Genomic DNA, 23122 nt, shown 5'->3' on the forward strand with positions numbered 1-23122 from the left:
CTATCAGCTATCAGCTATCAGCTATCAGCTATCAGCTATCAAACACATTCCTTGTACGAACCTGCTTATATTCCTTATTATCCGTATCAATACCTATATCAATCTGCCGATGCTCTGGTTAAGTGCTTGTGCATTGCGCTGTATCCCTTCTTTCGTAACTTTGAAACTTTTACCGTAGTTAACTTAACGCCAGGTTTAACCCCAATTCGCTTAATTAAGTAATCTATTTTGATGTAAGAAAAGCATGTCGATAATAAGGAATAATTCGTTATTCAGTTGTTTTCGGCAAATGATCCTGCATTGATCTATCTCCTGCATCTATGCAGTCGTATATCAGAGATTTTTAACACTGCTAGGCAGGCTCTAAGTATTATTGCTAATTGGTATAGTCATTAACTTTATAGTGTTGTACTTGTAGAGCTCTTGAGAGGGTTTAAGTTTTTACAGGAGTATAGAGGTGAATTAGGGGTATTTAATCAATACAGAGCTTTTAGGGTTGGTTAGATGTTAGAGCTGCCTGTTATACCAAGCTGTATAATTATTTAAACAATCTAACGAATTAAACTACTCCATCACGTTGTTAAAACTTTTTATTGTGCACAAAAAAGCCAGCACGTTATATGCTGGCTTTTGGTCTGTAAATGCTTAGCTTAGTTAAGCAGCATCAGCTTCTTTTTTAACGCTATTACGTGCGGCTTTTCCTGCAAGTAAGTCAGCAGGGTCGAAGTCATCAACGTTAATAACATCTAAACGAGATTGCTCAACAGCAGCTAGTTTATCAGCCTCTGCTTGGCTTAAAATGCCTGCTTCAAGTCCCATTTGCGCTACTTTATCAAGCTGGAAGAATGGCAGTTTAAGGCCTTTCTCTTTACATACTCTTTCAAATAATGGCTCAACGTCTAAGATGTCTTTAAGCGTTTGCTCTTGACGACCCACAAGGTTAAGCGGCTCATTTTTTAAGTATACGTAGCTTGCTAAACGGTTACGCGTTTCACTAGGTACTTGTAGTAGTTGCGCAAGTTTATGCTCAAGTTGGTCAGTTGGTTTACGAACCGGGCGACCAAACGGGAATAACAATACTTTTAACACGGCACGTAGTGGAGCCGAAGGCATGTTATTAATTAAATCAGCAAGTGCGCGTTGGCAATGATAAAGGTGATCTTGGCAACTCCATTTTACTAGAGCAAAATCTTCTTTTTTACGGCCTTCGTCGTTGTAACGCTTAAGCGTTGCAGACACTAAGTATAAGTAACTAAGTAAGTCACCTAAACGTGCTGAAATACGTTCTTTACGTTTTAGTGAGCCACCAAATACTGCCATGCTAATGTCTGACATAAGAGCAAGTGATGCACTAAAGCGTGACGCTATACGGTAAAATTCAGCAGTTTCGTCGTTGTACGGCACACTTGTAAAACGTGCGCCGGTAAGTGCAAGCCACTTAGTACGTACAAGGTTCGACATAGTAAAACCAATATGACCCATTAGCGCTTTATCAAATACGTTAAGCGCTTCTTCGCGGTCTTCAATTTCGCACGCACCTAGTTCGGTAAGTACAAATGGATGACAGCGAATTGCACCTTGACCATAAATAATCATATTACGGGTCAAGATGTTTGCACCTTCAACGGTAATGGCAATAGGTGCACCTTGGTAGCCACGACCTAAATAGTTATTTGGCCCAAGCATGATGCCCTTACCGCCAAGTACATCCATTGCATGAATAGTTGCATCACGCATTTGCTCTGTCAGGTGGTATTTAATAATGGCAGAAACTACCGATGGCTTTTCGCCTAAATCAACCGCACCCGTAGACATACTAACCGCAGCATCAGAGCTGTAAGCGTAACCAGCAAGTTTTGCTAGTGACTCTTCAACACCTTCCATTTTACCAATAGGTAAACGGAACTGACGACGAATGCGGCTATACGCACCCGTTGCAACGGCAATCATTTTAATGCCACCGGCAGAATTTGACGGCAATGTAATTGCACGACCAACCGATAAACACTCAACCAGCATGCGCCAGCCTTGACCAGCCATATCTGGACCACCAATAATATAATCAAGTGGTACGAAAATATCTTTACCGCGAGTAGGACCATTTTGAAATGGTACGTTAAGCGGGAAATGTCGACGACCAATTTCAACTCCAGGAGTGTCCGTTGGAATAAGTGCACAGGTAATGCCTGGCTCTTTATTGTCGCCAATTAGCCCATCTGGATCTTGTAACTTAAACGCAAGACCAAGTACGGTAGCCACTGGGGCAAGTGTAATGTAACGCTTATTCCACGTTAAACTAACACCCACAACTTCCTCACCATTCCATTGCCCTTTACATACCACACCGTAGTCTGGAATTGAGCTTGCATCAGAACCCGCTTCTGGCGAAGTTAATGCAAAACATGGAATTTCTTGACCGCTCGCTAGGCGCGGTAAGTAATGATCTTTTTGCTCTTTTGTACCATAGTGTTGTAATAATTCACCTGGGCCTAAAGAGTTTGGTACACCAACAATTGACGAAAGTAATGTTGATTTACTCGTTAGTTTTTGAAGTACACAAGACTGTGCAAATGCAGAAAACTCTAAACCGCCGTATTCTTTTTTGATAATCATGGCAAAGAATTTATTATCTTTTAGATATTGCCATACATCTTGAGGAAGGTCGGTTAGTTCGTGCGTTGCTTCCCAATCGTCCAACATGCTACATACTACTTCAACAGGGCCATCAACAAAGGCTTGCTCTTCAATAGTAAGTTTAGGAACTGGGTATTGGTGAAGTTTTTTCCAATCTGGGTTACCGCAAAATAAGTCAGCTTCCCACCACGTCGTACCGGCATCAATAGCTGATTTTTCAGTATCAGACATGCTTGGCGTTACTTTTTTAAACGTAGCAAAAATAGGCTTGATGATATATTGCTGACGAAGGCCAGTAACAGAAAGAGGAACCGCGATGATCAAAAAGATCAACCAGCTAATTAAACCAAAAGCACCCGCAAAGGTACCAATTAATAAAGTTATAGCCGAAACACCAAGTGCTGTGTTCCAACTTGCTCTGTGGTAAACCGCAGTGCAAAGCAACGCGATTAGAACCAGTGTAAATATGAGTGTCATTTTTATTCCTTAATAGAGGTCAGACCACCTCACTTAGAGTAGCGCTAGTAACAGTAATTTTCAAGTACATAACGATGTTAAATTGTAGTAGAAAGTAACTTAAATACGATATTTAATTACCCGACAGAGGAACGCTCAATAACTATCGTATAGTCAAAGCATTAGCCGTAAGTAGTGTTAACGTAAAAATAAATAAATCTAATAGCAAAATGACACTTTTTAAGTAAGTATAGCCGTTATAGCGGGCTGCAATTTAGTGTACGCTTAATACACAAATATTCGCTATTTATTTTAATGTATGGTTTTTAAGGGTTATTTTATTAATGTGTGAATTACTTGGCATGTCAGCCAATGTGCCTACCGATATTTGTTTTAGTTTTTCAGGCCTTTTAGAGCGTGGTGGTAATACAGGTCCTCATAAAGATGGTTGGGGTATTACATTTTACGAAGGTAAAGGCTGTAGAACCTTTAAAGATCCTGAGCCGAGTTATCAATCTGAAATTGCAAAGCTCGTTAAAGCATACCCCATTAAAAGTGTCTCGGTTATTAGCCACATTCGCCAAGGTAATCGAGGTCGGGTATGTCTTGAAAATACTCATCCGTTTACTCGTGAGTTGTGGGGGCGTGAAATAACCTATGCTCATAACGGGCAGCTTTCAAATTATCATGATTTAAAACCTGAATATTATCGACCTGTGGGTAATACCGATAGCGAGTTGGCATTTTGCTGGTTGCTTGACAAAATTCGTGAAAAGTACCCGCAGCGACCAAGTAATATGGCGTCGGTTTTTAGATATGGGGCTAAGCTTTCGCATACGCTACGTGAAAAAGGCGTGTTTAATATGTTATTGACCGATGGGGTGTTTGTTTTAGCGTATTGCACTAATAACTTACACTACATAACGCGCCGTGCGCCATTTGGTAAAGCAACGTTGATTGATGCCGACATGGTGGTTGATTTTCAACAAGAGACCACACCAAACGATGTAGTAACAGTTATAGCTACAAGGCCTTTGACGAATGATGAGCGCTGGCAAAAAATGGAGCCTGGGGAATTTGCATTGTTTAAAATGGGTGAGCTAATTTAGCCCACCTATTTTAAATACTAACTTAACTTAACTTTGGTTTAATTAAATTTAGTTAGCTTCTTGAGGTTGTTGTGCTGTAGCAGGCGCAACAGCTGTAGGCGCAGTAACAGTAAATGAATTCATTTGAACTTCAAACTGCTCCATACCTTTTTCGCCTTTCCACATACGTACCAGCATGTAATCCATTTCTGGCGCGAACCATGCAATTGCTTGGCGTTTATCGTTATCGTATAAACGCTTCACTTTAATGGCTTCTACATTACCGATAGGTAAGGAGATCATCTCTTTTTCAACAACTTCAAAGTTGTAGTCGCGGCGGTTACCTTTTTTATCTATAAGGGGGAATGAAAAGCTTGTTTTGCCTTTTTTCAATCCTTCGCGCACTTGCACTTGGTACGAAATAGCATCCTGAAATTCATCAGTCCATTCGCATTTAAGTGGGTATTCACTAGCGCTGCTAGTCACTACTTTGTTTGTTGTATCAAAATCAATTTTGTAATCTTTATCTGGGCCTGTCCCTGTACGAATCATGTTGTAATGATGCGGGGTAACCTTGCCATCTTTAAAGGTAAACTTTGATGTTTCTTCACGAGAGTCAGAGAAAATCATCCACTCAATATTGCTGTGGTATGTAAGTTCATAAGTATCGTCGCCCATTTTTTTGAGCTCACGAACAGCCTCACCATGATTTTTACCTTTGCGTAAAATATCGTAATTAGCTTGATACTGGGTCAATTCGCCTGCAATTAGGCTAGTTGGAAGTAAAGCGCCCGCACATAACAACAGGGCACTTATTTTTTTATTGTGGGTAGTGCGCGCCGTGTGCAGGAAGTTGTTTTTTGTCAAGAACTGCATAATCTGCTTCCATAGTAAGTCTGTGTTCACTGAACCACTTGACCACCAAAGGATAAATTATATGCTCTTGCTCATGCACGCGTTTTGCTAATGTTTCTGCTGTATCATCCTTGAGTACAGGTATTTGCGCCTGAAGAATAACGGGACCGCCGTCTAATTCTTCAGTAACAAAGTGAACACTTACGCCATGAACATCGTCTTTTGCATCAATTGCTCTTTGGTGGGTATTCAGCCCCTGATACTTAGGCAACAAAGATGGATGAATGTTCAACATTTTTCCAACATATTTTTGCACTAAGCCAGGAGTAAGAATACGCATAAACCCAGCTAATACAACTAGATTTGGCATAAAAGAGTCGATAACGTTCATTAATTGCGCATCGTACGCTTCGCGCGAGTCAAAATCTTTATGACTGAGCACTTTTGTAGCAATACCTGCTTGTTTTGCACGCTCTAGGCCATAAGCGTCTGCTTTATTACTAATAACAGCCGCTATATGCCCGTTTATCTCGCCACGTTCGCAGGCATCTATGATGGCTTGTAAATTAGAGCCACTACCTGAGATTAAAACTACCAGACGAGTCGGTGCCATTACTTAGCACCACCTACAATTTCAACTTGCTCTTCGCCAGCTGCTGCATCTTGAATTTCACCAAGGTGCCATGCATTTTCGCCCAAGTCTTTTAGCATTGTTAAGCTTTGCTCAAGTTTGTCAGCAGGGACTACTAAAACCATGCCTACACCACAGTTAAATGTACGGTACATTTCGTGTGTAGTAATGTTGCCGTTTTCTTGTAACCAATTAAAAATTGGTGGCCACTGCCAGCTATCACCTTTAACTACAGCTTTTGCTGAAGCGGGTAATACGCGTGGAATGTTTTCCCAAAAACCGCCGCCAGTAATATGCGAAAGCGCATGTACGTCAACGTTTTTGAATAACTCAAGTAAAGGTTTTACGTAAATACGCGTAGGCTCAAGTAGAGTTTCGCCTAATGTTTTACCTTCAAAGTCAGCGCTGGTATCAGCTTTTGACACTTCAAGTACTTTACGAATTAAAGAGAAGCCATTTGAATGAGGACCGCTTGAAGCAAGTGCAATAAGCTGATCGCCTGCTGCTACTTTTGTGCCATCAATAATTTTTGATTTTTCTACAACACCTGTACAAAAGCCTGCCATGTCGTAGTCTTCACCATCATACATACCTGGCATTTCAGCTGTTTCGCCACCAATTAGGGCACAACCTGAAATTTCACAACCTTTGCCAATACCTGTCACTACGTCAGCTGCTGTGTCTACATCTAATTTACCAGTTGCATAGTAATCTAGAAAAAACAGGGGTTCAGCACCTTGAACAATTAAGTCGTTTACACACATTGCAACTAAATCAATACCAACCGTATCGTGTTTTTTTAAGTCGATTGCTAAACGTAGTTTAGTACCAACACCATCTGTGCCTGCAACTAATACTGGTTGCTTGTAGCCTTCAGGAATTTCGCAAAGTGCGCCAAAACCACCAATTCCGCCCATTACTTCAGGACGACGAGTTTTTTTAACTACGCCTTTAATACGCTCAACAAGTGCATTACCAGCGTCGATATCTACGCCCGCGTCTTTATAGCTTAGAGACTGTTTTTGTTCGCTCACAGGTTTTCCTCAAAATAGTTGTTTTGGGTTGCTTAGAAACGCGCGTATTTTACAACAATTGCAAGGTCGCGGCTAGCGTAAATGTAATTTTGAAATAATTAACAAGGACACTTGTCCGCTGTTTGTTGTTTAAATAAACAAAAAAACGCCCGTAGGCGTTTTTTTAGTATTAAAGGCGTTAAATTAACAGCTATGCTTTTGCGGTTAATATGGCTCGAAGTGGAGCGGGGTAGCCTTCAATTGTTTTACTTGTATCGTTTGGATCTAAAAAATCGATTAACGATTCGTTTTCCATCCAGTCGGTTTTACGTTGCTCTTCAAGCGTGGTAATAGCGCAATCTTTTATTTGCACATCTTTAAAGCCAACGCGCTCCATCCACAGCTTTAATGCTGCAGTACTTGGAATAAACCAAACGTTGCGCATTTTAGCGTAGCGGTCGGTTGGGACTAATACCGTGTTTTCGTCGCCTTCAATTACTAGGGTTTCAAGTACGAGTTCGCCGCCTGGGCGAAGCTGCGCTTTTAACTGCGCTAAAAAGTCGATAGGTGAGCGACGATGATAAAGTACACCCATAGAAAAAACAGTATCAAACGCTTTAAGCTCGGGTAATGCTTCTACGCCTAGTGGCAGTAAATGTACGTTTTCATCTGGGTTGTAGTGTTTAATTGCCTGAAACTGACATAAAAATAAATCAGATGGATCAATACCCACGACAAACTCTGCGCCTTCACCGCGCATACGCCATAAATGATACCCTGAGCCACAACCAATATCTAAAACAGTGCGGCCTTTTAATGGCTCAATATGAGGAAGCAGGCGGTCCCACTTCCAATCACTGCGCCACTCTGTAACTATTTCAATACCGTGCACACTAAATGGGCCTTTGCGCCATGGCATCATGCGTTTTAATAAATGCATGGCTTGCTTTTGCTCGCCATCACTCATCTCTCCTGGCGCGCCAATTTCTACCTTTGTAGAAATATCAACATGGGAAGTTGCCACCTCAGGCAAGTTTTTAAGTACTTTTTGCCATTTAGGCAAATCACCATGGCTAGCCTCGTTTTGCCAATGTTTTAATTGAGCAGGGAGGGTTTCTAGCCAGTGACTAAGTGGGCTTTGTGCGATAGATGCGTAAAATTGGTTAAACCATTGAGACATGGATGACTCTCTTTATTTAATTGCTACCATTGAGCAAAAATTAAAACATTGATACCACACTTGAGTTTGGCTAAAACCAATATCTTGTAAGCGAGTAAAGTGAGCGCTTAGTGTATCTGGGCGCATAACGTTTTCGATGGCGGTACGTTTTTGGCTTATTTCAAGCTCAGAGTAGCCATTGTGACGTTTAAAGTCGTGGTGCAAATCAATTAATAGGTTATCGCATTGCTCGTTTTCGGCTTTAATTTTTTCGCTAAGTAGTAGCACGCCACCTGGTTTAAGATTAGCGTATATTTTTTCAAGCACGGCTTGGCGCTGCGCATGTGGAATAAATTGCAGTGTAAAGTTCATTGCCACAACCGATGCGTTTTGAATCTCAAGCTCGTTAATATCGCCCAAAGTAACAGTAACCGGCACATCTGATTTAAAACCTTGTAAATGTACCTTACAACGCTCAACCATAGCTTGAGAATTATCTACCGCTATTATATGGCAGTTATCGGTGCGAATGTTACGGCGCATGCTAAGCGTGACTGCGCCAAGAGAGCAGCCTAAATCATAAAGATTTGAGTTACTTTGTGCGTATTCACCCGCAAGTTTACCCATAGTGCTTACAATGGTGGCATACCCAGGTACAGAGCGCTGGATCATATCTGGAAAAACTTCGACTACATTTTGGTCAAAGCTAAAATCTTTTACTTGTTGCTCAGAGGCATAAATACTGTCTTTTATGGTCACGAAGGCAGTCTCTTTGTAAATAATGGCGCTATTTTAACATTTTATACTGGATAGTCAGTGATAAATTCAGTAGCTTGACTAGAATTATGAATAATAAGTACAAAAGAGAAGATTAAATGAGCAAAAGTAAGGTCATCAGCACAGACGATATATTAGCAACCCTTTGTCATTCAGTGACAGGTGTACTCACATCAGCCAGCGGTAATGGTATTAGCTACTCAGCCATGGTGCAAAAAATAACACGTACATGTATGCGACCAGATATTGGTTGCTTTGTTTTATTTGACGGCGGTTTTACAGGGCTCGTAATTACCAACTTTACTTCGCAAGCGGCGATGGAAATTTATGGCGATTACATGCGCAATATGGGAATGCCAGAAGATGAAATAGCGCATAGCCATTTATCAGACGACGTATCAAACGTACTAGGCGAGTTGATGAATCAAATTGTTGGCGACTTTACGTCTAAAGTGCGTGAGCAATTACATACGTCTATTACGCAAAACCAGCCAAAAATGATGGCAATAAACAAGCAAGTGCAAATATCGGTAGATACCACGATGGATCGCCCGCAAGCCCGCCGCGTAACATTCACCACAAGTAAGCAAAATATCTTTTACTTGGAATTAGCGATGGATAAAACAGAGTTCATTAAATTACACGACTTTGATATTGCAGAAGCACTCGACCCAGATGACATAATTGAAAACGAAGCACGTAAAAAAGCGGACAAAGAAAAAGCATCTACCGCAGTAGAACAAGATGATGGCGATGATGATTTTATGGCAGGCCTAGGGCTTTAAGTCTATTTACGTAGGTTGGGTTGAGTGAAACGAAACCCAACGACTGCTCAGCTATTAATCTTTAGTTATGAGTGTTCAGGTTAGTGATTAAAATAAAAGCGCGATTTATATCGCGCTTTTGCGTCATGTTAGCTTTATTTGAATAAGTAAACCTACTCTTTAAATTTATAGCCCACACTATAAACCGCTGCTATTGGGTTTAGCCCTGCTTGAATGTCGTTAATCTTTTTTCGTATATTTTTAATATGTGTATCTATGTTGCGATCGGATATGTCGGTTGTGTCGCTGTATACGTTATTAATAATATCTTCGCGGGTAAAAACACGCCCTACGTGGCTTATAAATAATAAAAATATTTTAAACTCGATGGCGGTAAAGCCAATACTTTTGTCGTTTAGGCGTGCTTCGTAATCGTCTTTGTGTAATTGGAAATTATTATGATTAATGATGTTGGTTTTAGGCTGGCTGGTCCTTCTTAGTACGGCTTTTATGCGTGCTACAACTTCTTTGGGGCTGAAGGGTTTGCATATGTAGTCATCGGCGCCGATCTCTAAACCCTGCAAGCGGTCTATTTCCTCACTTTTTGCGGTAAGCATAATAATAGGCAGACTTGAAAAGGCTCTTATTTGCTTACATAGCTCTATGCCATCAACATCTGGCAGCATTAAATCAAGAAGTATTAAATCTACTGCGTTTTGTTTTACAAAACTAACTACACCTTTGCCACTATTAAAGTGCTCAGTTTCGTAATTTTGTTGCTTAGCGTAGGCAATAAGTACCTCGGCAATGTTTTCTTCGTCTTCAACGATAAGTATTTTTTGTGATGCCATTATTTTAACCTAAAAGTGTCAGCGTTATTTTTACCTCTAGCCCACCGAGTGGTGAGTTGTGCAACGATATTTGACTGCCATGTGCCTCTACTATTTGTTTGCAAAGTGCAAGTCCTAAGCCCGAGCCGCCGTGCTCTCGGCTTCGAGATTTTTCAACGCGATAAAAACGCTCAAACAATTTTTGTAAGTCGTTTGGTAAAACACTTGGGGCTGAATCTTGTAAAATAAGCTCAATGTTATTGGGTCTTTTGTGGGCAAGTATTATTACTTGCCCACCTTTATGCGTGTATCTGCAGGTATTTTCTAACAGGTTTGAAAATAATTGTATAAGGCGTTCTTTATCACCATTTATTATACATTTGCCGGCTTTGGTTAAGCTTTTGCTATCTACATTTAATTCATGCTCTTTAAAGCGAGCGGTGTAGTTTTCAATTGATTGCTCAAAAATAGTGATTAAATCAATGCGCGCATTGTTATAGGTTAAATTAACGCTATCTGTTTGTGCTAGTTGGGCTAGGTCGTCAACAATGTGGCTTAAGTTATCTACTTGGTTTATGAGTAAATCAATGCGCTTTGTGTCAGCTGTAAATACGCCATCTTGAACGGCTAGTAAATGCGAGCGTAGTACGGTAAGTGGGGTTCTTAATTCGTGGGATGTGTCTGACACCCATTGAAATCGCATTTGTTGGTTTTGCTCAAGCGTGTGGGCTAAGGCATTAAAGTTGTTGGATAGGGTACCTAGCTCATCTTTACTAGAGGGAATTATTCTGCTGGCAAAATTTCCTTTTGTTAACTCATCTGTGCCAGTCACTATTTGCTTTATTGGTTTTATTAAATGGCGAGATAACACAATAGCCATAATAAATGCGAGCGCAATAACGAGTAACGTGATCATAAAATAGTTATGAAATTGCGCTGCTAAAAACGCTTTAGCTGGGCTACTTTGTACAAGTTTTGAAGGGACTAAACCTATCCAGCCTATAACGTTATTGTTTAATAAAATAGGTTCTATATGTGGGTTGTCGTTTAAATTAGCTCTACCAACAACAACTTTTTTATTTTGATCATATAAACTTATACGCTGCCCTGTTTTAAGGGAACCCGCAGGTAAGTGTACCCACAATAAAGAGGGCGTTGCTTTACTGCTATTTGGTTTGGGTGGGGTGCTTGTGTGTTTATTCGTTTTAGGCTCGCCTGGCTTTTTTTGCGGCTCTACAATAGAGCGCCATAATTGCGTGCTTTGTGTAATGGGTTGCCAACTGCCTAATTCGCTATAAAGCTCAATAAGTTGCTGCTTAACCATTGCGACATGCTTTGTTTCTTCTTGTTCAACAAAGTCGTTAAACCCTGACGAAAAGGTCATGTATATAAACACAAACATAAGCCCAACAAGGGCGATATTAGTGATAAAAAAAGCTAAAAAGAATTTATGTATTAATTTCACTGATTGGCAAATAGTAAAGATCATGACGTTAACGTACCAAGCAGTATTGCATATTGATTATGTGCCTACAATTAGCGTATTTAGGGAGTTGCTTACTAAAATCCTTTTTAAGTAAGCTTTTAGGTATGTTGATATTTGGGCTAGAACTTTATTTTTGCGGTATCGCCAGCACCCAGTAACTTATATTGTGGTTTTACAAAGCTTGCGTGTACTGCACCTAAACTTTTAGAGAACGATATGGCAAGCTCATCTACTGTTGCAAATGAGTGCTTCGCTTGAAAAACAATTTCTAGGTCGTGCGCTTCGTTGTTGCTGGTGGTAAAAACGACGCGTTCAAACACGATAACTTGCTGATTTACACGTAAGCTCGTTTTTTGTTTAAGTGCATTTTTTACAAACTCTTCTTGTTGCTCTGCACTTAAGTTTGTAGGCATAAGCTTATCAATATCGCCCATAAGCCATGCTTGCTCGCTTTGCAGCGCTGAGATTAAATGCTCAGCATTAGTTAATACTTTAACCTCAACTTGCCCGTCTCTTAAAATTACTTGGGCTGTTGTGTTTTTTAATACATGTGCGCTCACTTGAGCGCACATACTTGTTAAAATACACGCTAGCATTAGCCATTTTAATTTTTTAAAAAAATACATAATTACTACCTTTTATTGAAGCGGAGACCTTTTTGTTTATTGAGGTTGCTCAATAGTTACTTTACAAATAAGGGTGTTGTCGGTTTCTAAGTCTTCGCCCCATATGAATTTTGCGTTTTCATCCCAGTTAATATCGTCGTAACCGTCTTTTGGTCCTACATCGGCAAAGTTGTGCTCTACTGCATTAGCCCAATTCGTATCGTCAAAGTTACTTTGCAGCCAGTCAGTTGGTGCTTCTTTTGACATAAACGTACAAGCGCCTTCGCCCGCTACAGGGTTTGTTTCGCTTTCGCATAATTTGTTAAGCGGCGCTTTGTGAAGTATTTCGCATTTAAAGCTTTTATTGCTTACCGCAATTACTTTATTTGTATCGGTGTCGGTAAGTTGCATAATAAAACCGCCATCACCCATTTGCTGATTTTTAGCGCCGATGTATTCAAGCCCAGTGTCGTTTTGCTTAAAGTCTTTAATTATTAAATTAAGCTCAATAGGGTAGTTTGCAGAAAACGTAATACTTTCGGCATTAAATGAACGCTCTGTAGTTATAGGCACAGAATCTTCAACAAGTAACTGCTCGCCTATGTAGGCTGTAAACCAGTTATCAGCCCATGCTTCTAGCTTTAAGTTATGCTTGCCTGTAATGGCAGGATTTGTATTTTGCTTAGTGACTGTTGGAGTAAGGTGATTTGGTTGCGGACCTCTACAAAATGTACCTGTTTGAACTTTGCCACCATTACTGATGGTTTTTTGTTTAAAGCTATAGCAGTCTTTTCCCTGTGATGCAGGGCTGTAGGTAGTAAAGTAGTTCTCGCCTTTGTATGAGTAGCTCATTGTACGGCTGCCGTTTTCAGAGATTATGTGCGTTAGGTTTTCAACGCCTCCTTGTGGCGGGCGCAAGTCGGCTCTTATACCTTGAGTATCGCCACTAAGTGGTGACACTCTTGGTAATTTTGCGGTATCTACTTCACCAACTAAGCACTGAATAATATACGGCGGCGTAGCTGATGTTTGGTAGCGATAGCCAAATGTGTCGTCGGTTTGTCCGTTACATACATCAAGGTCACCTTTGGCAATTGCACTGCCGTCTGGGTTTTTACTGCCATACAGCGGGTAACCATCGTAAGCCCAACCAATAATGGCATCGCTTGTTTGGTTTTTCATTGTGTCAATCATACACGTTGGCGATACATGATAATGGTAGTCATCACCTCGTCCTGCGTGTCCGCCACAAATATCTAACTGTCCGAGTGCTAAAGTGTCGTGTTTTTCATCGTAGCTATTTACGTCCAACTCACCTTGCGAAGAATAGTCGTATATTGGTACGCCGTTAACGGCAACACCTACGGCTGCATCAATTGTTGTTATTGTTTTTGCTTTTTTAGGATTTAGCTTTATAGGTGCTACGTAGTCTTTAGCTGGAACAGGTATTTGCTCGTTAGTACCTGTAATACCAGTCATTACTTCATGATCAGGATAAGTAGATGAGGCAATATAAGCATATTGTTCATCGCACGTAACAGATACGCTTTGATCAAACCCTGCATTACTTACTGATTGTGTAATAGCATCGCAACGAGGTGATTTTACGTTAGCGGTTAAATATGATTTATCAGGCTTTGGTTGCTCATTTGGTTTTGGTCTTGTATTAGGTTTGTGTTCGGCGCTACTGGCGCTTCGCGAGTATTTAACCGTCATACTTGCAGTATCGAGCGTAATATCTTTTACAGCAGCGAGTAATGCTGAGCGATCTACTTTTGTATCGCTATTAAAGGTAACCGGTGCAGATAACGCGTATACAGTATAAGTATAGCTTTTTTCACCTGGGCCTTTAGAGCAAGGCGGCGCGTATTGGTTTAAATCGTTTACGCTATTAGAGCCTACTTCACCGAGGGTTTCGCCCGCTTTAATTTGTGTTTTATCGGCGGCAATATTGTACATGGTCCAATACCAATGCATTCCCTCTGGCGCTTTATGATCCATAATTAACGCATAATATTTGGTTGCCTTAGGTGCTCCACTCCAGTTAAGTGGGGGGCTAATGCTCTGCCCATCGCATGTATAAGTAATAGGCAAATTACCGCCATCACTTACTTTTGAGCTGGTTAGAGTAAAATCATTGAGGTTTGATTGTTCAAGTGATTGGCTGTTTTGCTCGTTGCAGGCACTTAAGGTTAAGCAGCACAGGGCACTGAGTAAAATGGCATGGGTATTTTTCATCATTTAAAAACTCCAAAGATTAAATTAACTTTTAAGAGTCTAGTTCTCAAATGTAGGGCAATTATGTAGTTTTAAACTTTTTTTATTAAGGGCTGGCGTTAAGTTGTGAGCTGCTTACGGAGATAAAAGACTGGGTATGGAAGGAAACATAAACTTAAGCATGAGCTTTATTTTCACTCAGTTAAATAACGCTAAAATCCTTATTTTAAATAAGGATTTTCTCCCATTGCGACTACCACACAAAAAATTCTTAAATCTAACTCTAGCTGGTGGTAACTCGGCTCCATATGGCAGCAAAGCTGATAAAAGCCTTTGTTGTGGTCTTTTTCTTTAAAGTGGGCGAGCTCATGTACCACTAACGCTTTTAATAACGGCTCGGGAGCGCGGAGCAAGTCGCTGTTTATCGCTAAATCGTGCTTACGGGTTTTACCTTGCATTCGATACGTATGTGTACCAAGTGCGTTGGTGACCATGTCGCCTTGCTTTTTAAATGCTGCGCGCCCAAACGGTGGTGCATTTTTTAAATACTGTTTTTTAAGCTCGGTTGCGTAGTTATAAAGTAGTTTATCGCTAGTAATGGTATGTGCTTGCGGATACTTTTTAAGTAAGTAGTCACATACCTTTTTGTTATTTATAAGGCTTAATACTTGCTCAACGATGTTAGCTGGGTAGCCGGTAAAGTAACGTGCGTATTCACTCATTATTGTTTCTCTGTCGTTTTACTTTTAAAAAAGTGCTTGCTGGTGGGCTTCTTTTTCGCCAGTAAATGGGTTTAATGCTTTGTGATCATAACCAAGGTCTTTGCAAAACTGCCTTGCTAATAATGGCGCTTCTCGGTTATCTGCCGTATGAAAAAACACATAAGGGGTTTTTCCTTCATCAAGCCATTGTTTTACTTTACTTAGCCACGGTTTATAAAAGGGTTTATAGTCGTTTTGTAAATCGGCTATTACAAAGCGCGCCATAGGCTCTGAGCCAGTAGCTATTGCATGTACCGGTAAGTGGGGCTTTTTTTGCTGTGCATCTATTAGCGCTTCGGTTGTTGGTTTTACCGCAAATAGGGCGCGAGTATCCATCGATATACGATTTATGTTGTTTGCCATTAATAATTGGTTAAGCGCTATTTCGGCTTCACCCTTTTGAAAAAACGCAGTATGACGTACCTCTACACCGTAATTAACCTCTTTTGGTAACAGGCTAATAAATTGGGCGAGTTTGGGTAAGTCACCAGGGCCAAATGCTTTAGGTAATTGCAGCATGATTTGCCCGGTTTTTTCTAAAATAGGGGAGAACAAGTTAAGCCAATCAGTAAGCTCGGTTTGAACATTAGTTAGGTGCAGCTCGTGGCTAAAGCGACGATTAAACTTAAAAGTAAATTTAAAATCGTCGGGTACGCTGTTTGCCCATCGCAATACGGTGCTTGGCGAAGGATCAGCGTAAAAGCTGGTATTGCCTTCAACTGAGTTAAAATGCTGGGCGTATTGGCTAAGCATATCGGCGTTTTTACATTGGCTTGAAAATAAATTGCCTTTCCATGCATTACTCGACCACTGCGGGCATCCAATATATAACATACAAACTAGCGCCTTATTATAAAGTGGCGATAGTGTAGCAAATAACAAAACGAGCTGCTGTAAATTCAGGGGCAAAAGCGGCACACGCCCTAGCATCTTAATGTTAGTTGAGTATAATGCAGGGCTTAATTTGATTATTTTTAGATTGCTAGCGGCTTTATTTGTATTGTGGTGACCTGTTTTTTAAATCACACGCCTTAAAACAAATAAATATAACCGTTTAAGCCTTTTATCTGACAGGAAAACTATGCGCTCTATATATTGCGGACAGCTAAATAAAACTCACGTAGATCAAGAAGTTGAACTATGTGGCTGGATCAACAAACGACGTGACCTTGGTGGACTTATCTTTGTCGATTTACGCGATAGAGAAGGTTTAGTACAAGTTGTATTCGACTCTGACATTGAAGAGTTAATGAGTTCAGCTAACACACTTCGCCAAGAATTTTGTGTTCAGCTAAAAGGTACTGTACGTGCACGCCCTGATAGCCAAGTAAATAAAGATATGGCAACAGGTGAAATTGAAGTTTTAGGTACTGAGCTTACAATTATTAACCGCTCTGAACCGCTTCCACTTGATTTTAACCAAGTAAACTCAGAAGAGCGTCGTTTAAAATACCGTTACTTAGACCTACGTCGTCTAGAAATGAGTGACCGTATTAAATTACGTGCTAAAGCAAGCAGCTTTGTTCGTCGCTTTTTAGATGAAAACGGCTTTTTAGACATCGAAACACCTGTACTTACTAAAGCAACGCCAGAAGGCGCACGCGATTACTTAGTGCCAAGCCGCGTTCATAAAGGTAGTTTTTACGCTTTACCACAGTCTCCACAGTTATTTAAGCAATTGTTGATGATGTCGGGTTTCGACCGTTACTACCAAATTGTTAAATGTTTCCGTGATGAAGATTTACGTGCCGATCGTCAACCAGAATTTACCCAAATAGATATAGAAACCTCGTTCATGAGCTCTGATCAAGTACGTGGTATGACTGAAAAAATGATCCGCGAGATGTGGCAAACATTGTTAAACGTTGATTTAGGCGATTTTCCAATCATGCCTTACAGCGAGGCAATGAGCCTTTACGGTTCTGATAAGCCTGATTTACGTAACCCAATGAAGTTAGTTGATGTTGCAGATTTAGTTAAAGACGTAGAGTTTAATGTTTTCTCAGGTCCAGCTAACGACGAAAAAGGTCGTGTTGCTGTATTAACTGTACCGGGTGGCGCTAAGCTTTCTCGTAAACAGCTTGACGATTACACTAAGTTTATTGGTATTTACGGCGCTAAAGGCATGGCGTGGATGAAAGTAAATGACCACACTGCAGGCGCTGAAGGTGTTCAATCACCAGTGGCTAAGTTTTTAAGCGAAGACGTAATCACAAAATTACTTGAGCGTACTAATGCACAGTCTGGCGATATTATTTTATTCGGTGCCGATAAGCGCAATACAGTAAATGAAGCAATGGGCGCACTGCGCGTTAAGATTGGTGTTGACTTAGAAATCACTAACCTTAATAGTTGGGCACCACTTTGGGTTGTAGACTTCCCAATGTTTGAAGAAGATGACGAAGGCACATTACATGCTGTGCATCATCCATTCACTGCACCAAAAGATATTACTGCAAGTGAGCTTGAAGCAAACCCAGCCACTGCTATTTCAGATGCCTACGATATGGTATTAAACGGCTACGAAGTGGGTGGCGGTTCGGTACGTATTCATAATGCAGATATGCAAGAAACTGCATTTAGAATTTTAGGTATTAACGAGCAAGAGCAACAAGACAAGTTTGGCTTTTTACTTGATGCACTTAAATACGGCACACCACCACATGCAGGTTTAGCATTTGGTCTTGACCGTTTAGCAATGCTTTTATGTGGTACCGATAACATTCGTGACGTTATTGCTTTCCCTAAAACAACACAAGCGTCGTGTTTATTAACTAACGCACCTAGTAAGCCTAACCTTGATTCGTTAGCTGAGCTTGCAATTAGTGTTGTTGAAAAATCGATACCTAGCGAAGAGTAATTTTTGTTTAGCTTATTGAGCTAAATTTAAAAACCCTTAAGTTATATGCTTAAGGGTTTTTTTGTGGTTAAATTTGTAGCAGAGTGTATTTTAACCGAACAGACGAAAAAGGAATTATTATGTCGATCAATGCAACCTTATTTGGTGAGTTCTTAGTTTTTTTTATTGTGCTGAGTATTCCTATTTTTGCTGTAATTAGCTACAAAATAGGTAAGCGTAAAAGTACTATGCCGGGGGTTTTAGCTTTTGTGGGTGGCTGTTTAGCGCTATTTCCACTATTTGCTTTGATTTTTATTGCAGTGCTTGCGCTTAAAAAAGATTTACCTAAAAATAGCGTCTATGCCCATTAAAAACTAGGTTAATAGTGTCAATTTCAAATAATAATCACTACTTCGACGAGCAATTTAATGCTTTACAGCGCGAAGAGCAACTAACTGAAAATTCTGAGTTTGAAGAGTGCACATTTACCGATTGCGACTTTTCAGGCGGGCAGTTTAAAAATTGCCGATTTATACAGTGCAACTTTAAAAACTGTAATTTATCGTCACTTAAATGGAACTACAGCTCGCTTGAAGATGTAAGTTTTAGCCACTGTAAATTAAATAGTCTGCAATGGACTGACGTAGATTGGCCAGCGCTTAGTATTAACGCACCGGTGAGTTTTAATTATTGCGAGCTCAGTAATAGTTCTTTTTTTGAATTAACCCTCAAAGCTCTCAAACTAACACACTGCTTTGCCAAAAATGTTGATTTTAGACATGCTGATTTAAGCGGTAGTGAATTTACAGGAACAGATTTTCGCGATAGTGAGTTTTTTCAAACTAACTTAACAAAATGTGATTTTGTAGGTTCGACAGCGTTTAATATAGATTTGAATAATAATATTTTAGCGAATGCTAAGTTTGATCGCTTCGAAGCACTTAATTTACTTACCAGCCTTAATATAGAGCTTTGTGATTAATTTAGTTTAATATGATTACATATCTAGAAGCGACAGCTTGGCTGGGCTTCTAGATACTGCGTAACTGCGTAATTAACGGCTAGGGCCATTTTTATTACGTGCACTGGCAAGCTTTCTTGCGATTTCTAATAACGCAGGTGAAATATCTTCAGCGCCATCTTTAATTAGTTTTGTAACGTCACCTGATGAAAACAAACCGTCACGTGGTGATTTAATACCTAACTCACGAACAAAATCCTTCGTTTTACCTGTGCTGCCTGTTTCAATAAACTTAAAAATAATACGTTCATTGTTGTTTTTAGCAGGGGTTTTTAGTGTTTCGATTTCGTCATGTATTGCCGTTAGTTTGTCTTCTAAAATTTCTATACGTTCTTGAATGCTATTGTATGATTTCATTTATTGGATCTTTTACTAAATATATTTAAACAATGGCGGCTATTATCGCATAGTTTGTCAATAGAGAATGCAAACCTATAAAGTAAAAGTTATTTTTAATTAAAAACAATAATTTATATAAGTTTAAATATGCAAAAAACACTTAAAAAGCTTTTTATGTTAAGCGCACTAGCTCTAAGTGCATCAGATATAAGCACATCAGCAATAAGCGCGACAAGCTATGCAAACGATGGCGTTATGACTGATGAAAGCCGCAATCGCACTATTCCTATCAATATTACATTGCCAAGTAACAATGCTAAGTGTACAGCGCAAGTAAAATGCCCTGTAGCGTTTATTAACGCAGGTTACGGGATTAGCCATAACGGGTATACGTTTGCCAGTAATGCGTTTAATCAGCGTGGATATTTAACAATAGCCGTTGCACATGAGCTAAAAAGTGACCCTTACTTAAACCGTAAGCAGCCTTACTTAACAACTCGCATGGAAAACTGGCATCGTGGCGTAGTAACGCTTAAGTTTTTAGTTAATGAGCTATCGAGTAAATACCCAGCGTACGACTTTACAAAACTCACCTTATTTGGGCACTCAAACGGCGGGGATATTTCCGCATTATATGGCTCTATTTATCCAAACGAAGTTAGTACTATTATTACGCTCGATCATCGCCGCATGTTGATCCCGCGCAATAAAAACATTCACGTACTTACTGTACGCGGTAGTGATTACCCAGCTGATGCGAATGTGCTGTTAAACGATTCAGAGCTGGATAAGTTTCCCGTTACGCAAATAATGATAGAAAAATCGCGTCATAACGATATGTACGATGGCGGGCCAAAATGGCTGGTGGATAGAATGAGTAAAGAAGTAGAGGGATTTTTAGATAGTAAAAATTAGGTTTATAAAAGTTAAATCACAGCGCAGTGTTACCTGCGCTATATTAATTTCACGGCAGTTATTCTACCAGTTCACTTACAATAACTGGGTTATTGTGTAGTGTTTTATGCACTGGGCATTTGTCGGCTATTTCGAGTAAACGCTGACGCTCAGGCTCTGTTAAGTCGCCACGTAAGGTGATTTTACGGGTAATGGCTTCAAGGTTACCGGTTTGCTCACAATCGTCGCAATCTTTGTTGTAATCGCGAGTGTGATCAAGTTCTACTTTAACATGCTCCAGTGGTAAGTTTTTACGTGTAGCGTACATACGCAGTGTCATGGCCGTACAGGCACCAAGCCCCGCTAATAAGTGATGATACGGATCGGGGCCTAAGTTTTTACCGCCTACTTTTATTGGCTCATCTGCAAGCCAAGTATGATCTTTTGTACTTACGTGCTGAGTAAATACATGGTCTTTTTCTTCAACAAGTACATTACCACCCGTTAAACTTGCCGTGTATTTAGTTTTGTCGTACTTAACATAACGGTTTGCCCACGTTGCAATTATTTGTGCAGCGTAGTCGGCATCGTTTTTATTTGTTAAAAGGTGATCGGCGTTATCTAGGCTAATAAAGCTTTTAGGATGCTTAGCTGATGCATAAATTTTTTCAGCTTCACTAATATTTACAGTCGCATCAATAGGGGAGTGCATTACTAATAATGCGCGCTTAAGTTTACTTATGTGGCTTTTATCGTACTTGGCTATATCGTCAATAAATTGCTTTTTAATGGTAAATTCACGACCAGCTAAGTTAACTTTAGCTTCACCTTCTGCGTTAATTTCATCAAGGTGTGCTTCAAAGTTATGCGCTACGTGCTGCGCATCTGACGGTGCTCCAATGGTTGTAATAGCCGATACTTCAGGAATATGCTCAGCAGCAGCAAGAACGGCTGCCCCGCCTAAACTGTGGCCAATGAGTAGTTGCGGCGGAGCAAAATGCTCACGTAAATGATTTGCCGCAGATACTAAATCTTGAATGTTTGATGAAAAGTTACTGTTAGCAAAGTCGCCATCACTATTACCTAAACCGGTAAAGTCGAAACGCAGTACGGCGATACCTTGCTGTGTGAGTGCACGACTAATCCGTGTAGCTGCTGCAATGTCTTTACCGCATGTAAAGCAGTGTGCAAATAGCGCGTAAAACTTAACGTCACCAGAGGGAAGTTCAAGTTGGCCGGCAAGTTCTAAATCGCCGCTTTTAAAAGATACTTTTTGTCGCATGGGGAGCCTTATTTACACAAATAAAATATATTATATTAGGGCGTGTTGACCGTTGTGGATTGAAATTTGTTCAATCTAGGGGCGATTTAATCGCGGCGCGAGGTTTGTAACCTAGTGGACTAAGTAAAAACCGAGCAACAAAGAGTTAATCGTCCCTAGAAAGAACCCAAAGGGTAGCGCATGTTTGGCATTTATGCTGCGTTATCGCCTATTTATGGGGAACAACCACACATCATAGGCTCTGCCTTGCTTAAATACCAAACAGTCTGCTGCAAATTCACCCACCAAAGGTCAGCACGCCCTAGTAGACCAGAGATAGTTACTAAACCTTGCAAATTCAACGTTTTTTTATAAGTTGATCTTGATCAAGCAAAGTGACGGTGACTATGTTTTGCGGACATATGTCCTTATGTTTTTGAGGTCATTTGTCTATCCTCACATAGCGCTATAATGAAGTCTTTGCTACTTTATATAAGTAATTTAGCACTATTAAAAGCAACTCACTTCACACAACCTATTCACTGGAACGTACAATGCAATTACCTACTGTTGATTATAAAGCTCCCGATGCGGCTGCACAATTTGTTGAATCGTTAAGAAATACTGGATTTGGCGTTTTAAAAAACCACCCAATCCCACAGTCTTTAGTTGAGTCTATTTACAAAAATTGGCAAGACTTTTTTAACTCAGAGCAAAAGCACGACTTTTTATTCTCTAAAGAAACTCAAGACGGTTACTTTCCGCCTTCAGTATCAGAAGTAGCGAAAGGCTTTACAATAAAAGACATTAAAGAGTACTTTCATGTGTACCCTAAAGGTCGCGTTCCTGCCCAGCTTGAAGCTGATGTACGTGAATACTACCGTTTAGCAAGTGAATTTGCTGGCACATTATTAAGCTGGGTTCAGGCTGAAGCACCAGCTGATGTGCGTGTTAAGTTTTCAATTGATTTAAAAGACATGATTGCCGATTCTGAGCAAACATTGTTACGTATCCTACATTATCCACCAATGACGGGTGATGAAGAGCCTGGTGCTATTCGCGCAGCAGCCCATGGCGATATTAATTTATTGACTGTATTACCCGCTTCTAATGAGCCAGGTTTACAAGTTCAAAAAACAGATGGCGGTTGGTTAGACGTGCCATGTGATTTTGGCAGCTTAATTATTAATATCGGCGACATGCTACAAGAAGCGTCGGGCGGGTATTTCCCATCGACAATTCACCGTGTAATTAACCCAACGGGTAAAGCATCTACTAAATCGCGTATTTCATTACCGTTATTTTTACACCCGCATCCAGATGTTGTGCTTTCAGAGCGCTACACGGCAGATAGCTACTTGCAAGAACGTTTGCGTGAGTTAGGTGTTAAGTAACTCTAATACTTAGAGTAATTAAGTATAAACAAAAAACGGCTTATGGCCGTTTTTTGCATTTTTGAGCAACTTAATCACAGGTTTAATTTTAATAAACT

The 23122-nt window shown here is 40.2% G+C and carries 22 protein-coding genes; 8 read left to right on the top strand and 14 right to left on the bottom strand.

Annotated elements, in window-relative coordinates; translation table 11 throughout:
- Positions 1–222, top strand: a 222-nt coding sequence (locus H5161_RS20005) for a hypothetical protein (RefSeq protein WP_220493572.1), incomplete at its 5' end; no start/stop codon positions are given.
- 432 nt (positions 223–654) lie between these two features.
- Here H5161_RS20005 and fadE read toward each other — a convergent pair.
- Positions 655–3111, bottom strand: a complete 2457-nt coding sequence (gene fadE / locus H5161_RS18045) for an acyl-CoA dehydrogenase FadE (RefSeq protein WP_002960075.1) — start codon at positions 3109–3111, stop codon at positions 655–657.
- A gap of 323 nt (positions 3112–3434) precedes the next feature.
- Here fadE and H5161_RS18050 point away from each other — a divergent pair, with 323 nt between their 5' ends.
- The gene (locus tag H5161_RS18050) at positions 3435–4199 is read left to right on the top strand and encodes a class II glutamine amidotransferase (RefSeq protein WP_182769806.1); all 765 of its coding nucleotides are present in this window, start codon (positions 3435–3437) and stop codon (positions 4197–4199) included.
- Positions 4200–4247: 48 nt separating this feature from the next.
- Here the strand turns inward: H5161_RS18050 and H5161_RS18055 are convergent, their stop codons facing one another.
- The 5 genes from H5161_RS18055 to cmoA form a co-directional block, all read right to left on the bottom strand.
- Positions 4248–4982 carry a DUF3108 domain-containing protein gene (locus tag H5161_RS18055; protein WP_182769821.1) on the bottom strand — a complete coding sequence of 245 codons (735 nt, stop codon included), beginning with the start codon at positions 4980–4982 and terminating at the stop codon, positions 4248–4250.
- Positions 4983–4998: 16 nt separating this feature from the next.
- Positions 4999–5646: a phosphoribosylglycinamide formyltransferase gene (gene purN, locus H5161_RS18060; protein ID WP_002959994.1), complete on the bottom strand. Its 648-nt coding sequence runs from the start codon at positions 5644–5646 to the stop codon at positions 4999–5001.
- Positions 5646–6698 carry a phosphoribosylformylglycinamidine cyclo-ligase gene (gene purM, locus H5161_RS18065; RefSeq protein WP_002959993.1) on the bottom strand — a complete coding sequence of 351 codons (1053 nt, stop codon included), beginning with the start codon at positions 6696–6698 and terminating at the stop codon, positions 5646–5648. The genes purN and purM overlap by 1 nt, the downstream gene beginning before the upstream one ends.
- Before the next feature lie 190 nt (positions 6699–6888).
- Positions 6889–7857, bottom strand: coding sequence for a tRNA 5-methoxyuridine(34)/uridine 5-oxyacetic acid(34) synthase CmoB (cmoB, locus tag H5161_RS18070; protein ID WP_182769807.1), 969 nt, complete (start codon positions 7855–7857; stop codon positions 6889–6891).
- Between the two features lie 12 nt (positions 7858–7869).
- Complete coding sequence (cmoA, locus tag H5161_RS18075; protein WP_007378000.1) at positions 7870–8595, bottom strand: carboxy-S-adenosyl-L-methionine synthase CmoA; 726 nt, start codon at positions 8593–8595, stop codon at positions 7870–7872.
- 116 nt (positions 8596–8711) lie between these two features.
- Between cmoA and H5161_RS18080 the strand changes: the two genes are divergently transcribed.
- A complete protein-coding gene (locus tag H5161_RS18080; protein WP_182696245.1) occupies positions 8712–9398 on the top strand; it encodes a DUF3334 family protein in 687 nt (228 codons plus the stop codon).
- A 152-nt stretch (positions 9399–9550) separates the two neighbouring features.
- On the opposite strand, the gene H5161_RS18085 is transcribed toward H5161_RS18080, so the two are convergent.
- From H5161_RS18085 to H5161_RS18110, 6 genes are all read right to left on the bottom strand, one after another.
- A complete protein-coding gene (locus tag H5161_RS18085) occupies positions 9551–10228 on the bottom strand; it encodes a response regulator (protein ID WP_182712735.1) in 678 nt (225 codons plus the stop codon).
- A 4-nt stretch (positions 10229–10232) separates the two neighbouring features.
- Entirely contained in the window at positions 10233–11609 is a 1377-nt protein-coding gene (locus tag H5161_RS18090) for an ATP-binding protein (RefSeq protein WP_259398717.1), read from the bottom strand.
- Between the two features lie 203 nt (positions 11610–11812).
- Complete coding sequence (locus tag H5161_RS18095) at positions 11813–12319, bottom strand: hypothetical protein (protein WP_182769809.1); 507 nt, start codon at positions 12317–12319, stop codon at positions 11813–11815.
- 36 nt (positions 12320–12355) lie between these two features.
- Complete coding sequence (locus H5161_RS18100) at positions 12356–14539, bottom strand: YHYH protein (RefSeq protein WP_182769810.1); 2184 nt, start codon at positions 14537–14539, stop codon at positions 12356–12358.
- A gap of 197 nt (positions 14540–14736) precedes the next feature.
- Complete coding sequence (locus H5161_RS18105; RefSeq protein WP_165722927.1) at positions 14737–15237, bottom strand: M48 family metallopeptidase; 501 nt, start codon at positions 15235–15237, stop codon at positions 14737–14739.
- A 24-nt stretch (positions 15238–15261) separates the two neighbouring features.
- The gene (locus tag H5161_RS18110; RefSeq protein WP_002959975.1) at positions 15262–16110 is read right to left on the bottom strand and encodes a DUF72 domain-containing protein; all 849 of its coding nucleotides are present in this window, start codon (positions 16108–16110) and stop codon (positions 15262–15264) included.
- A gap of 247 nt (positions 16111–16357) precedes the next feature.
- Between H5161_RS18110 and aspS the strand changes: the two genes are divergently transcribed.
- From aspS to H5161_RS18125, 3 genes are all read left to right on the top strand, one after another.
- Entirely contained in the window at positions 16358–18136 is a 1779-nt protein-coding gene (gene aspS / locus H5161_RS18115; RefSeq protein ID WP_182769811.1) for an aspartate--tRNA ligase, read from the top strand.
- 119 nt (positions 18137–18255) lie between these two features.
- Positions 18256–18486 carry a hypothetical protein gene (locus tag H5161_RS18120; RefSeq protein WP_002959972.1) on the top strand — a complete coding sequence of 77 codons (231 nt, stop codon included), beginning with the start codon at positions 18256–18258 and terminating at the stop codon, positions 18484–18486.
- A 14-nt stretch (positions 18487–18500) separates the two neighbouring features.
- Positions 18501–19097, top strand: coding sequence for a pentapeptide repeat-containing protein (locus H5161_RS18125; protein WP_182769812.1), 597 nt, complete (start codon positions 18501–18503; stop codon positions 19095–19097).
- A gap of 72 nt (positions 19098–19169) precedes the next feature.
- Here the strand turns inward: H5161_RS18125 and H5161_RS18130 are convergent, their stop codons facing one another.
- The gene (locus tag H5161_RS18130; protein ID WP_182769813.1) at positions 19170–19493 is read right to left on the bottom strand and encodes a hypothetical protein; all 324 of its coding nucleotides are present in this window, start codon (positions 19491–19493) and stop codon (positions 19170–19172) included.
- Between the two features lie 129 nt (positions 19494–19622).
- Here H5161_RS18130 and H5161_RS18135 point away from each other — a divergent pair, with 129 nt between their 5' ends.
- On the top strand, positions 19623–20390 hold the full coding sequence (locus H5161_RS18135) for an alpha/beta hydrolase (RefSeq protein WP_182769814.1): 768 nt from the start codon (positions 19623–19625) through the stop codon (positions 20388–20390).
- A 58-nt stretch (positions 20391–20448) separates the two neighbouring features.
- Here H5161_RS18135 and H5161_RS18140 read toward each other — a convergent pair whose 3' ends face one another.
- Complete coding sequence (locus tag H5161_RS18140; RefSeq protein ID WP_182769815.1) at positions 20449–21651, bottom strand: bifunctional alpha/beta hydrolase/OsmC family protein; 1203 nt, start codon at positions 21649–21651, stop codon at positions 20449–20451.
- Positions 21652–22184: 533 nt separating this feature from the next.
- Here H5161_RS18140 and H5161_RS18145 point away from each other — a divergent pair.
- Positions 22185–23024 (top strand): isopenicillin N synthase family oxygenase, encoded by an 840-nt coding sequence (locus H5161_RS18145; RefSeq protein WP_182769816.1) that lies wholly within the window; start codon positions 22185–22187, stop codon positions 23022–23024.
- Positions 23025–23122 lie beyond the last annotated feature (98 nt).

Source organism: Pseudoalteromonas sp. SG43-5 (genome assembly GCF_014164345.1).
Lineage (GTDB): Bacteria > Pseudomonadota > Gammaproteobacteria > Enterobacterales > Alteromonadaceae > Pseudoalteromonas > Pseudoalteromonas distincta.